The sequence below is a fragment of the Collinsella tanakaei genome (assembly GCF_030373545.1).
In the GTDB taxonomy this organism is placed as follows: domain Bacteria; phylum Actinomycetota; class Coriobacteriia; order Coriobacteriales; family Coriobacteriaceae; genus Collinsella; species Collinsella tanakaei_C.
In genome coordinates this window covers 239,348-252,144 of record NZ_JAUDCO010000001.1, presented here as the reverse complement: position 1 = coordinate 252,144, position 12,797 = coordinate 239,348, and the positions used below count along the sequence as shown (strand labels likewise).

The window sequence follows — 12,797 nt, the reverse complement described above, 5'->3', positions numbered from 1 at the left end:
TCTGAAAGGATTTGAGGCCGCATAGGTGTGCCTCAACGGTTATGCGCTCTCGGTGAAAAGGTTGCGTGCTTTCAGCGCTCTTTCATTGACATTCGCGCACTACATTCCCTACAATCTGAAAGCTCACGTGTCTATATCGTGCGTACAGCACACTAAATGTAGCAGGAGGACATCTACCATGAAGCGTACGTATCAGCCCAACAAGCGCAAGCGCGCCAAGACTCACGGCTTCCGCGCCCGTATGGCCACCAAGGGCGGCCGTGCCGTGCTCGCTCGTCGTCGTGCCAAGGGTCGTCATCGCCTCACCGTTAGCGATAAATAATCGCATGCATCTCGCATGAGGACGATCAAGTCTCATCAGGACTTCGAGCGCGTCTTCCACCAGGGGAAAAGTTTCAAGCATCCCCTGATGCGCATGATCGTGTGCGACTCCGTAGACGAAGGCGATTCCGGAAGGGTCGCCTTCGTTGCCGCAAAGCGACTCGGCTGCGCGGTGGTTCGCAATCGATCGAAGCGCGTCCTGCGCGAGGCCGCACGTGCCTGTGCGTTCCCGCGCGAGGGGTTTGACGTCATCTTGTTCGCGACTCGCAAGACCAAGACGTCCTCACCCGACGAGATGCAATCTGCGCTCAGGTCGCTGTGCAAGCGGGCGGGCATCGATGGAATATAAAGGCACCTCTTTGGCGCACCTGCCGCGACGTCTTGCCGTCGCTGCGGTGCGCTTTTACCAACGGTACCTTTCCCCGCTGCTGCCCGCGTCATGTATCTACACGCCGACCTGCTCGCAATATGCTGTCGAGGCAATCTCGAGATACGGCGTAATCAAGGGCTGCTGGCTCGGTTTGCGACGTATTGTGCGCTGCAATCCATGGCGCGCCGGCGGGTACGACCCCGTACCGTAGGGCGCGCTGCTTATTTCGGAGGTTTATTCACATGTGGGACTGGATCGTCAACATCCTCTTCCAGGTCTTGAGGCTTATTCAGGGCTTCGCGGTGGACTGGGGCCTGTCCATCATCATCCTGGTCGTCATCGTCCGTCTGCTTCTGACGCCGCTGATGATCAAGTCTTCGCGCTCCACGGCGCGCATGCAGGTCCTGCAGCCCAAGATGCAGGAGATCCAGGAGCGCTACGCCGATGATCCCCAGCGTCAGGCTGAGGAGATGCAGAAGTTCTACTCTGAGAACAAGTTCAACCCGTTCGGTAGCTGCCTGCCTCTGCTCATCCAGATGCCCATCCTGTTTGCGCTGTTCACGCTGCTCAACAACCTGCCGAACTACTTCTCGGGCGAGAACTTCTCGTTCTACAGCATCCTGCCCGACCTGACCACGTCCGCGTCCGCGACGTTTGGCGAGGGTATCGAGGTCGCTCTTCCGTACCTGATTGCCCTCATCCTGTTTGCGGTCCTGACGCTCATCCCGCAGATCTACATGTCCCGCAACCAGACCGGCGAGCAGGCGTCCACCATGCGCATGATGGCCGTCGTCATGTCTGTCATGATGCTCTGGATCGGCTGGGGCCTCCCCGCCGGCGTTCTGCTGTACTACGACGTCTCCTCCGCGTGGCAGGTTGCCCAGCAGCTGTTCGTGACCCAGAAGGTCATCGAGAAGGCGAAGGCCGAGGAGGAGGAGCGCATGAAGAACGCTCCGATCGAGGTCGACGTCGTCCGCCGCGAGCGCAAGCAGCGTCCGCACAAGAAGAAGTAACGACCTGCCGTTCTGACAGGTTATTAGGTACCTAACTAATGGAGTGTGCCATGTCTGAAGAGATTCAAGAGGTCGAAGAGGCTCCGGCGGGTGAGTTCACCGCTATTGCTGAGCGCTATAAGGCCGGCGAGGAGCTGACCGACGAGGAACTCGACACGATCGCTGATGTTGCGGTGTCTGTCCTGCGCGACCTGCTCTCCTTCTTTGATGCCCGCGAGACCCCGATCGACGAGTACGAGGGCGATGAGGGGGAGCTGATCCTCGACGTGACCGCTCCCGACCTTGCTGTGCTCATCGGTCGCCATGGCCGCACGCTCGAGTCGCTGCAGACCATCTTCTCGCTGCTCGTCAGCCGCAAGCTTGGCTTCCGCTATCCGGTCGCTGTCGATGTCGAGGGCTATAAGAGCCGTCGTCACGACAAGGTTATCTCTATGGCTCACTCCGCGGCTTCACGTGCTGTCCGTCAGCACAGCTCCGTGAGCCTGCCTCCGATGAGCGCCTACGAGCGCCGTCTCGTGCACATCGCTCTGCGCGACAACGACCGCGTAGATACGCACTCCGAGGGCAGCGATCCCGAGCGCCGTGTGGTCATCACGGTGCTGTAGGGTTTCTGACATACGATGCTGCTAGAGGGTGGGTTCGTCCCACCCTCTTTTTATATCCTCTGTCTTTGAGTCGGCATGTGCACTACGCGATGTTCTGACTCACATTCTTGATACACTGATTTCAGTCACGATTGAGCAAAGAGGTGCTTGATGTCTCAACATGCCGAACGCCCTATTATTCTGACTTCTCTGGATGACCAGCAGGGGTTGATCGTGTCTTTGACCGACGAGCTTGCGATGCTTGTATCCGATACTGAGCTCGAGGTCTCACGTGTAGACCTCGAGACGCTTGTTGGGCACCTGCTCTATGTTGAGCAGATTAATGACTTTATCAACCTCACCCGCATCACCGATCTGCACGACGCCCTGGTGCTTCATATTCTCGACTCACTGCTCTTCGGTCTGTTGACTCATGAGTCTGAAGGTCGGTTCCTCGATATGGGAACTGGTGCTGGGTTCCCCGGTATTCCTTTCCATGTGCTGACGAATTTGTCTGGCGTCTTACTCGATTCGGTAGGGAAGAAGGTCAAGGCGGTTGCTGCTATCGCTGATGCCCTCCATCTCGATGGGCTTCAGTTTGCTCATGCGCGCGTCGAGCATTACGCCGGTGACCATAAGGGTGAGTTCGCTCATGTGATGGCACGTGCGATGGCGTCGCTGCCCATCTTGATTGAATACGCCACGCCGCTCTTGAAGCAGGACGGGTCCCTTTTGGTGTCCAAGGGTCAGCTTGATTCTCAGGAGCTTGAGGCCGGCTTGCGCGCCGCAGAGATCTGTGGGCTGACGCTCAATCAGCATATCTCCTTCGATCTTCCTCGTGACCTTGGACATCGAGAGCTTCTGTCTTTTGTTAAGACTGCTGAGCCGTCGCTTAAGCTTCCTCGTGCTGCTGGGGTGGCGAAACGGAAGCCGTTGGCCTGATGTTTCACGTGAAACACTGTTATTCCCACTAAGATACCTCTTCCACATATATATAAGTAGGGCTCGGTTTCAGGCTTGGATCCGAGCCCTTTTTATTGCGTCAATATATAGATAGCAAGCTTCCTTTCATACAGTCGATGTCTTTCATTCCGTTATCTCTTATCAGCTGCATTCGAGACAGTCGTAAGTTTTCTCATATTCAATCTTGCATGGACGTTTCACGTGAAACATAATGAGAGCGTGAGACACGGTCGTGTTTCACGTGAAACATTGATTCACTCCGGAATGAAGCATATTTGAACTATTGGAGGGTGAAGTGGGCTTTCGCGACGTTAAGCGTTCGAAAACTGGTATCGACACACGCATTATCGCAATAATCAACCAAAAAGGCGGGGTAGGTAAGTCTACAACCGCTGTGAATCTCGCTGCCGCACTCAGCGAATTGAAGTATAAGGTGCTTGTGGTTGATTTTGACCCGCAGGGAAATACAACCAGCGGTTTTGGTATCGAAAAAGAGCAGCTTGAGAACTGCGTGTACGATGCATTGCTTCACGATGTGCCGGTTGAGGACATCATTCAGTCGACCGAGTGCAAAAAAGTGTTTGTCGTTCCAGCAACGATTCAGCTTGCAGGCGCAGAGATCGAACTCGTTTCCACCATGGCGCGTGAAACGCGTTTGAAGGACCTTCTTGCTCCGGTTGTCGATGACTTCGATTTCATCTTTATCGATTGCCCGCCATCGCTTGGTCTTCTGACCATCAACGCGTTGACTGCTGCAGATAGCGTCCTGATTCCCATTCAGTGCGAGTACTACGCACTTGAGGGCGTAACGAAACTTCTTGAATCCATGAAGATGGTGAAAGGGCGTATCAACAAGAGTCTCGATACATTCGGTGTGCTGTTGACCATGTACGACTCGCGCACATCCCTCTCCAACCAGGTGGTCGAGGAAGTGCAATCGTACTTTGGCGAAAAGGCCTTCAAAACATGTATCCCTCGTTCGGTGAAGGTATCCGAGGCCCCCTCCTTCGGTATGCCGGTCGTTATGTATGCACCCAACAACAAGGGTGCTCAGGCGTATATGCAGCTTGCGAGAGAGGTGATTCGTCGTGCCTAGTCCCAAGAAGAAGGCGCTTGGTCGCGGCCTGGGTTCGCTGATTCAGGAAGCGCAGACCGAGACGGGAAGCAATGTCTCCGGACAGGAGAACAAGGTCTCCATTCAGGAGATCCATCCCAATCCGAATCAGCCCCGTACGCATTTCAACGAGACGCAACTTCAGGAGCTGAGTGAGTCCATTCGCGAGCATGGCGTGCTGCAGCCGCTCCTGGTGCGTAAGAGCCCGGAAGGTTATGAGATCATCGCTGGCGAGCGGCGCTATCAGGCGGCAAAGCTCGCGGGTATCGAGGAGCTTCCGGTCATTATCAAGGATGTTGACGATCAAGAGATGCTCGCGCTTGCCCTGATCGAGAACCTTCAGCGTTCTGACCTGAATCCCATCGAAGAGGCAAAGGGCTACCGTCAACTGATTCAAGCGAGTGGCATGACTCAGGAGGCTCTGTCCAAAGCGGTCTCAAAGTCGCGCTCGGCAATCACCAACTCGCTACGTCTGCTTGACCTTCCCGAGGTTGTTCAGGACATGCTCTACGATGGCAAGCTGAGTGCCGGTCATGCTCGTGCGATTCTGGCTGTTCCCTTTGAGGATGCACGCATCAAGCTTGCGGAGAAGGTCGTTGCGGAGGGATTGTCGGTTCGCGCGACTGAAAACCTTGCACCGCTGTTTTCAGTCGGTGATACGCCAAAAGCACCGCGTCCCGTCACACCGCAGTCCTACAAGAAGGCGGCACGTGTGCTTCGCCAGGTTTTCAATACCAACGTTCGCGTGAAGGCAACGAGGGGTAAGAACAAGATTGAGATCGAATTCAAAGATGAAGACGATCTTGCACGGATTCTTACTCAGGTGATGGCAAGCCAAGAGAGCCGAGGGGATGACGATGAAGAATAGGATCATCGGGGCGGTCATTGGAGTGGCGGCTGTTGCAGCCGGCGCGTTTGTCGGGTACAAGGTTGCAACCGACTCTGAGCTTCGCGGAAGAATTACCCGTGGAGCCCAGGATATGTACAAGACTTCAAAGAAGAAGGTCAGCGACATGACGGAGGATGTTGCCGTCAGGACCGCTCAGATGACGAAGAACCCAAAAATCAACCAGGAGTGGGTTTCTAACCAATGGAGTAATATAGGATATTAAATAAAAATATCTAAAAGAATATATTCAATAAAATAAGGGGACATTCATAGAGAATGTCCCCTTTGTTGTTTCATGTGAAACGCGTCTCTACAGGTTCACGTGCTTCTGCTTGAGCTGCCCGCACGCCGCATCGATGTCATTTCCGCGGGAATTGCGGATCGTGGTCTCCACGCCATGAATGCTCAGGCGCTTCTGAAGGGACTCGACCTTCTTCATGGGCGACGGCTTCATCAGGCTGCCCGGCGTGTCGTTCAGCTGGATGAGGTTCACGTGGCACAGCGTGCCCTCGCAGAACGAGATAAGGGCTTCCATCTCGGGATTGGTGTCGTTGATGCCGTCGATCATCGCGTACTCGTAGCTCGGGCGGCGGCCGGTCTTCTCGACATACTGCTGAATCGCCTCGTGCAGACGGGGGAGCGTGTACTTCTTGATGCCGGGCATGAGCTTGTTGCGCGTGCTCTGGATGGCGGAGTGCAGGGAGATAGCGAGCGTGAACTGCTCGGGCAGCTCGGCGAACCGACGGATACCCGGGATAACGCCGCAGGTAGACACCGTAAGGTGGCGTGCGCCAATAGCCATGCCGTCGGGATCGTTCAGAATGCGCAGCGCCTTGACCGTCTCGTCGAAATTGGCGAACGGCTCGCCTTGGCCCATGAATACGACGCTCGTCACGCGCTCGTCGAAGTCGTTGGCGACGTGGATGACCTGGTCGACGATCTCGCGGGCGGTCAACGAGCGGGACAGGCCGTTGAAGCCGGTGGCGCAAAACGCGCAGCCCATGGCGCAGCCCGCCTGCGTGGAGACGCAGACCGACAGCTTATTGCGGCTCGGCATGCCGACCGTCTCGACGGAGGTGCCGTCCGAGAACTCGAGCAGGTACTTGCGCGAGCCGTCGCGCGAAACCTGCTTGGCGACCTCGGTGGGAACGTTGAAGCAGAAGCGCTCCGCAAGCTGATCGCGCAGCTTCTTGGGGACGTTGGTCATCTCGTCAAACGACGAGACGTTTTTGGCGAACAGCCACTCGGCGAGCTGCTTGGCGCGAAAAGCGGGCTGTCCGAGCTCCGCGACGACGTCGTTCAGCTCGTCACGGCTGAGCGTGCGAATATCCTGTAGGCGGTTGGTGCGCTCCATATCATGCCTTTCACAAAACGATGCCAGCCCGATACTTATACAATAAGGTACTGCATGGAGGGGGCGTGCATCGCGCGCGCCCATCGGATACACAACATCTCGGTTGACGCCTCGGGCACGAAGGAGCGCAGGCCATGGATAACAAGCAGCGCAGCGACATGCGGATCGCGGTACTGGCGGGAGGAACGTCGGCGGAGCGCGACGTCTCGTGCTCGTCGGGCGCGCACGCGCAGGAGGCCCTGCTCAAGGCGGGGTACGGTACGGTCGATGTGCTCGATCCGGCCGATAGCGACTTCATCGACCGTCTGCGTGACGCATCCTACGACGTCGCGTTCGTCGCCCTCCACGGTGTGGGTGGCGAGGACGGCATGGTCCAGCATATCCTCGAGTACCTGGGCATTCCCTATACGGGTTCGGGTCCGCTCGCGAGCGGGTGCGGCATGGACAAGGAGCTCTCCAAGGTTCTGTACGAGCGCGCGGGCATTCCCGTTGCGCGCGGTGCTGCCCTCAAGCGCGGCGAGGCGTACGACGTGCAGCAGCTCGTCGAGAAGCTGGGCTCCCATCTGTTCGTCAAGCCGGCGTACAACGGCTCGAGCTATGGCGTCTCCAAGGTGAATCGCGCCGAAGATCTTGCCGATGCGATTGAGCGCGCCTTCGAGTTCGATCGCAAGGTGCTCGTGGAGGAGTGCCTCGAGGGCACGGAGATCACGGTCGGTGTATACGGCGATGCCGAGCTCACCGCGCTTCCCATCGTCGAGATTTGCTGTCCCGTGGATGTCGAGTTCTACGACCTGAGCGTGAAGTACGTGGACCCCAAGGACATCCACCGCATCCCGGCGCGTCTGAGCGAGGGGGACTATGCGCGGGCCCAGCTGCTTGCGAAGATGGCACACCGTGCGCTCGGCTGCTTCGGCATCTCGCGCAGCGACTTCATCGTCGGCGAGCGCGGTCCGGTGATCCTCGAGACCAACACCATTCCGGGCATGACCAAGACCTCGCTGTTCCCCGACGAGGTCCGTCACGCCGGACTGCAGTTTTCCGACGTGTGCGCCGAGCTGGTCGATATGGCGCTCGCTCGCGCCGCGCGCAACTAGATACGGAGACAACCTGTGACAACTGTCGCCGAGGCGGTGATGGCCGGGACTCCCGACTTCATCGTCAAGCAGTACGAGACGCTGGCCGAACGAGCTCGCACGCGCACGTTTGGCCTGATAGAAGAAGATGTCATCGTTCTCGACACCGAGACGACCGGCCTGTCGGTGCAGGACAGCAAGCTGATCGAGATCGCCGCGGCCCGTCTGCGCGGGCGCGAGATCATCGACCGTTTTGACACCTTCGTTCACCCTGGCATCCCTATCCCCGAGGAGATCACGCGCCTGACGAGCATCACCGACGCCGACGTCGCGCATGCGCCGAGTTCGGAGCAGGCGGTTGCCATGCTCGAGGAGTTCGTGGGCGGCTGCCCGGTCATCGCGCACAACGCGGCCTTCGACCGCTCGTTTATCGAGGCGGTCAAGGGCGGGGTGAACGTCAGCGACGTGTGGATCGACTCGCTCGCCCTGTCGCGCATCGCCCTGCCGCGCCTGAGCTCGCATAAGCTTGCCGACCTCGCCGAGCTGTTCGGCTGCGCCGCCGTGTCTCACCGCGCGATCGACGATGTCGAGGCGCTGTGCGGGGTGTGGCGCATCCTGCTCGTCGGCCTGACCGACCTGCCGCGCGGCCTCATGCGCCGCCTGGCGGACATGCATCCGGACGTTCCCTGGAGCTATCGGCCGATTTTCTCCTATCTGGCAGGCGAGGACCCCGACGGCATCTTCTCGCTGGCCGCGGCGCGCACGGAGGTCCTGCGCGCGCAGGCGCCCGAGGAGCGCGTGGACGCCGACGAGCTTCCCGGTCTTATCATGCCCTCATCCGACGAGGTCAAGGCATGCTACGCGCCCGGCGGCCTGGTGAATCGCATGTATCCGGGCTATGAGCCCCGCGCCGAGCAGGTCGACATGGCCTGCGAGGTCCGCGATGCGCTCGCGACGGGCACGCACCGCGTCATCGAGGCGGGCACGGGCGTCGGCAAATCGGTCGCCTACCTCGTCCCCTTCGCCGAGGCCGCCCGGCGCAACCATGTGACCGTCGGCATCGCGACCAAATCCAACAACCTGGCCGACCAGCTCATGTACCACGAGCTCCCGCGTCTCGCGCGCGAGCTGCCCGGCGGCCTGACGTTCTGCGCGCTCAAGGGCTACGATCACTATCCGTGCCTGCGCAAGCTCGAGCGCATGAGCCGCTCGACGGCGGAGATCAAGACGAACCGCGACCCGGCGGACACCCTGACCGCGGTGGCGGTCATCTACGCCTTCGTCTGCCAGTCACCCACCGGTGACCTCGACGGGCTCGGCATTCGGTGGCGCAGCGTCAATCGCGCCGACCTCACGACGCCGTCGCGCGAGTGCGCCCGCCGCCTGTGCCCCTTCTATCCCGATCGGTGCCTGGTGCACGGCGCCCGCCGCCGCGCGGCGCGCGTGGACGTGGTCGTCACCAACCACTCGCTGCTGTTCCGCAACGTGGCGGCTGACGGCAAGATTCTGCCTCCCATCAGGCATTGGGTGGTCGACGAGGCCCATTCGGTCGAGCGTGAGGCGCGTCGCCAGTGGGCGCTGTCCGTGTCCGCCGACGAGGCGCGCGCACTGTTCGAGCGCCTGGGCGGCGAGCGCTCCGGTGTCATGGGGCAGCTCATCCGCAACCTTGCCGGCTCCGATGCGGCAACGCTGTATATGGGGTTGACCGCCAAGGCGACCGCGAGCGTCCAGCGGGCCTCGCTCGCCATGGCCGAGCTGTTCGAGGCCGTGCGCGAGCTGTCGCGCCGCGGGAAGGCGGATGGCTACGACAACGCGAACATCTGGATCGGGCCCGATATGCGCGCAAGCGCCGGGTGGCAGGTGTTTCTGCCGCCCGCGCTGACCGCCATCGACGCACTGGACGAGGCCCATCGCAACCTGGCATCGCTCGTGGAGACCGTATCCGAGGACAAGCCGGAGTTCGTGGTCGACGCCGCCGACGCGGCTCGGCGCACCGGGGAGATACACGACGCGCTCGACCTGATCGTCAAGGGGGAGGACGAGCGCTATGTGTACTCCCTGCAGGTCAACCGGCGCCTGCGCGCCGGAGGCGAGTCGCTGACCGCCGAGCTGCTCGATGTGGGTGAGATGCTGGCGACCCGTTGGCTGCCCGAGGTCCATACCGCCATCTTCACGTCCGCGACCATCTCGATCGCAGGAAACTTCAACCATTTCAACCGGGCTGTCGGTCTTGACCGTTTGAGCCCGGGTTCCTCGCGCGCCCTGCACCTCGACTCGAGCTACGACTTCGACGAGAACATGACGGTTGTCGTCGCCGGCGACGTTCCCGATCCGCGCAACCGCGACGCCTATCTCGACACGCTCGAGCAGCTGCTCGTGGACGTGCATATCGCCATGGGCGGCTCGGCGCTCACGCTGTTCACCAACAGGCGCGACATGGAGGAGTTGTATGCGCGCGTGGAGCCCAAGCTTGCCGCGGCGGGCCTGGAGCTGGCGTGCCAGCAGCGCAACGCGTCGTCGCGCCAGCTGCGCGACCGCTTCATATCGCAGAAGTCCTCGTCGCTGTTCGCCCTCAAGGCCTTCTGGGAGGGATTCGACGCCTCCGGTGACACGCTGCGCTGCGTGGTCATCCCCAAGCTGCCGTTCTCCAGCCCAACCGACCCGCTTTCCTGCGAGCGCGGCCTGCGCGAGGAGCGGGCGTGGGCGCAGTATGCCCTGCCCGAGGCGGTGCTCGAAGTCAAGCAGGCCGCTGGGCGCCTGATTCGCACATCATCCGACGTGGGCGTGCTCGTGCTCGCCGACTCCCGCCTGGTGACCAAGGGATACGGCAAGAAGTTCCTGAGCTCGCTGCCCACCTCGGGCTACCAGCGCATCGAGAGCGGCCAGGTGGGTCGCTACCTGGAGCTGTGGCGCCGCACGCACGAGCGCTGATTGCGCGCACGAGCGCTGCGGCTACCGTCAGCCGTCGTTGGAAGCGAGCAGCTCCGCGGCGTAGGCGCGAAGCTCGTCGCGGAGCTCTCGCGGTTCGACGATCTGCAGGTTACCGCCGGCGGCGAGTACCTGGTCGAAAAGCCAGCGCTTTGACGAGTAGTAGAGCGTGAAGACGCAGCTGCCGTCGTCGCGCGCCTCGATCTGCCCTATGCCGGACCAGGTGAGCCTGCGCATCGTCTCCTCGTCTGCCGCGACGAGCCGCGCCGCGGCGCCGTGCGCGCGCAGGCTTTCCGCCGTGCTGCGCGTCTTCACCTCATGCGGGGCGACCGAGTCGTCGGTGTAGGCCACGTCGGCGATGCGGTCCAGGCGATAGCGCCGCTCCTCGTCGCGCTCGACATCCCACGCGATCAGGTAGGCGCGGCCCTGCTCGTCGTCGATGCGCAGGGGGTCCACGGTGCGCGTGCGGGCGGTGTCGTCGGTCAGCGAGCGATAGGTCATCCGACAGCGCACGCCGTCCTGGATGGCCTCCGAGAGCTGGACAAGCCACGAACCGTACCGGGATGTCTCGGCGATGCCGCGCGCCGTGTCTTCATCGCCGTCGGGCATGAGGCCCTCGCGGATGCGCTGGCGGGTTTCGGAATCCAAGTCGAGCAGGTCGATCATATGCGAGACGATCATGCTCTCCTCAACGCTCAGACGCAGGGGCATGAGCAGGGCGGCGTCTCCGTACAGGTGGATCTGGTCGCCTTCGGTCTCGATCGCCGCGCGCGCCCCGCTCATGCGGTCGGACAGCGCGCCGATGGTATCGACGACGGCCGGGAGGTCATCGGTCCCGATACCTGCGGCAGCCGCCGCGTCGACGACGCCCAGGCGATGGTCGGGTGCGGCCGACAGGGCCTCGAGCAGCTTGATGCCCGCGGTGAGCGTGCGGTCCGCGGTGAGCGATCCGGGCTTAGCCATGGGCCTCCACCACCTTTCCGATCAGGGTTTTCCATGCGGTAACCAGGCGATTCGGCGCGACGGGGCGCATGCCCATCGCACTGTGGGCGAGCGCGAAGCTGGCCGCGGCGTCGAGGTCGCGCGCCTTCACGCGCCAGCGCCACGACCCGTCCGTCGCGCGCTCGAGCTCACCGCGCCCGTGGATAAGCGCCTCGACCTCGGGCTGCGACAGGTCGCGGCGCAGTGAGAACTCGACGGGCTGCGCCATGCCGGCGGCCAGGTCGAAGGGCAAAAAGAGGTAGTTGCCGATGTCGAACCACGCGGGTACCTCATAGCGGCCGGTCGGCCGCCATGCGCGGACGATGCGGTCGTCGCGGAAGGTGCGCACGCCGCCCGACTGCTCGTCCAGACCGACAAAATAGCTGTGGCCGTCCTGCATGAACACGCCCCAGACGGCGACGGTGCGCTTGCTTTCCTGCCCCTTGGCGTCCAGATACGAAAAGCGGATCTTGCGCTTGAGGACAAACGCGCTCCACAGAGCCTCGGCAGCGGGGTTTTCCTGCGCGGTGGCCTCGCTGTCGAGCGGCGAGGGCTCGGCGGTCATGCCCCCGAGCCCTTCGAGCTTGTGCCTGATGCTCAGCAGCCCATGGCGAAACGGGGTGTCCTCGCGCGCGAGGCACTCGTCGACCGCGCGCAGGAGCACCTCGGCGTCGGCGCGGGACAGAGCGCCCGCCGCCGCGTAGGTGCTGCGCCGGTCGATCGTCCACGAGCTCTCCTCGGTCTGCTGGGCCCCTGCAGCCCTGATCTCGATGATGTGGATGCCGCGCTCGGCGAGCTTCTCGCGGTCGCGTTTGAACTTCTTGAGGTCCGACGCGCGATTCAGCGAGCCGTATCCCAGATCGCTGTCGGATACAATCTGCTCGGTGGTCAGGGGCGTGGATGACGAATTGAGGATAAACAGGAGGTTGAGGATACGGCGCGCGGTGTCGTGCGTCGTCGTGTCCTCGGCGTCCTGTGTGTGCTGACGTGTATCCATAGATGGGACCTTTCTGGGGCCTTGTCGTGCGCCCCGCGTCGCCTCGTTTCATTCTAAACGAGGCGACCGGACCAGCGACGCTCGTCTGCGGACGGCCGCGCTACCAGTAGGGATGCGCTGTCGGATGTGTGTCGGGCCTGTGTCGGGCGTACCGGCGCGTCCGCGACGAACGGGCCGCTTTTGTCGGTAAGAGGGATGGAAAGCTGCAGG

The 12,797-nt window shown here is 61.5% G+C and carries 14 protein-coding genes; 11 read left to right on the top strand and 3 right to left on the bottom strand.

What is annotated here, in order from left to right; translation table 11 throughout:
• The first annotated feature begins 178 nt into the window (after window positions 1–178).
• From rpmH to QUW00_RS00955, 9 genes are all read left to right on the top strand, one after another.
• The gene (rpmH, locus tag QUW00_RS00995; protein WP_235422329.1) at window positions 179–322 is read left to right on the top strand and encodes a 50S ribosomal protein L34; all 144 of its coding nucleotides are present in this window, start codon (window positions 179–181) and stop codon (window positions 320–322) included.
• A 15-nt stretch (window positions 323–337) separates the two neighbouring features.
• Window positions 338–670: a ribonuclease P protein component gene (gene rnpA / locus QUW00_RS00990; protein WP_289612539.1), complete on the top strand. Its 333-nt coding sequence runs from the start codon at window positions 338–340 to the stop codon at window positions 668–670.
• Window positions 660–902 carry a membrane protein insertion efficiency factor YidD gene (gene yidD / locus QUW00_RS00985; RefSeq protein WP_289612538.1) on the top strand — a complete coding sequence of 81 codons (243 nt, stop codon included), beginning with the start codon at window positions 660–662 and terminating at the stop codon, window positions 900–902. The genes rnpA and yidD overlap by 11 nt, the downstream gene beginning before the upstream one ends.
• Before the next feature lie 31 nt (window positions 903–933).
• The gene (locus tag QUW00_RS00980; RefSeq protein WP_289612537.1) at window positions 934–1,704 is read left to right on the top strand and encodes a YidC/Oxa1 family membrane protein insertase; all 771 of its coding nucleotides are present in this window, start codon (window positions 934–936) and stop codon (window positions 1,702–1,704) included.
• Between the two features lie 50 nt (window positions 1,705–1,754).
• Window positions 1,755–2,309, top strand: a complete 555-nt coding sequence (locus QUW00_RS00975) for a protein jag (protein WP_289612536.1) — start codon at window positions 1,755–1,757, stop codon at window positions 2,307–2,309.
• Between the two features lie 150 nt (window positions 2,310–2,459).
• Entirely contained in the window at window positions 2,460–3,230 is a 771-nt protein-coding gene (gene rsmG / locus QUW00_RS00970; RefSeq protein WP_289612535.1) for a 16S rRNA (guanine(527)-N(7))-methyltransferase RsmG, read from the top strand.
• A gap of 316 nt (window positions 3,231–3,546) precedes the next feature.
• On the top strand, window positions 3,547–4,347 hold the full coding sequence (locus QUW00_RS00965) for a ParA family protein (RefSeq protein ID WP_289612534.1): 801 nt from the start codon (window positions 3,547–3,549) through the stop codon (window positions 4,345–4,347).
• A gap of 40 nt (window positions 4,348–4,387) precedes the next feature.
• Window positions 4,388–5,233 carry a ParB/RepB/Spo0J family partition protein gene (locus QUW00_RS00960; protein ID WP_289612623.1) on the top strand — a complete coding sequence of 282 codons (846 nt, stop codon included), beginning with the start codon at window positions 4,388–4,390 and terminating at the stop codon, window positions 5,231–5,233.
• Window positions 5,223–5,477, top strand: coding sequence for a hypothetical protein (locus tag QUW00_RS00955; protein WP_289612533.1), 255 nt, complete (start codon window positions 5,223–5,225; stop codon window positions 5,475–5,477). The genes QUW00_RS00960 and QUW00_RS00955 overlap by 11 nt, the downstream gene beginning before the upstream one ends.
• Before the next feature lie 87 nt (window positions 5,478–5,564).
• Here QUW00_RS00955 and rlmN read toward each other — a convergent pair whose 3' ends face one another.
• Window positions 5,565–6,608 (bottom strand): 23S rRNA (adenine(2503)-C(2))-methyltransferase RlmN, encoded by a 1,044-nt coding sequence (rlmN, locus tag QUW00_RS00950; protein ID WP_289612532.1) that lies wholly within the window; start codon window positions 6,606–6,608, stop codon window positions 5,565–5,567.
• A gap of 134 nt (window positions 6,609–6,742) precedes the next feature.
• Between rlmN and QUW00_RS00945 the strand changes: the two genes are divergently transcribed.
• Together QUW00_RS00945 and QUW00_RS00940 are read left to right on the top strand one after the other, a co-directional pair.
• On the top strand, window positions 6,743–7,702 hold the full coding sequence (locus QUW00_RS00945; protein WP_289612531.1) for a D-alanine--D-alanine ligase family protein: 960 nt from the start codon (window positions 6,743–6,745) through the stop codon (window positions 7,700–7,702).
• Between the two features lie 39 nt (window positions 7,703–7,741).
• Complete coding sequence (locus tag QUW00_RS00940) at window positions 7,742–10,612, top strand: helicase C-terminal domain-containing protein (RefSeq protein ID WP_289612622.1); 2,871 nt, start codon at window positions 7,742–7,744, stop codon at window positions 10,610–10,612.
• 27 nt (window positions 10,613–10,639) lie between these two features.
• Here the strand turns inward: QUW00_RS00940 and QUW00_RS00935 are convergent, their stop codons facing one another.
• Window positions 10,640–11,572, bottom strand: a complete 933-nt coding sequence (locus tag QUW00_RS00935; protein WP_289612530.1) for a helix-turn-helix transcriptional regulator — start codon at window positions 11,570–11,572, stop codon at window positions 10,640–10,642.
• Window positions 11,565–12,587: a helix-turn-helix transcriptional regulator gene (locus QUW00_RS00930; protein WP_289612529.1), complete on the bottom strand. Its 1,023-nt coding sequence runs from the start codon at window positions 12,585–12,587 to the stop codon at window positions 11,565–11,567. The genes QUW00_RS00935 and QUW00_RS00930 overlap by 8 nt, the downstream gene beginning before the upstream one ends.
• Window positions 12,588–12,797 lie beyond the last annotated feature (210 nt).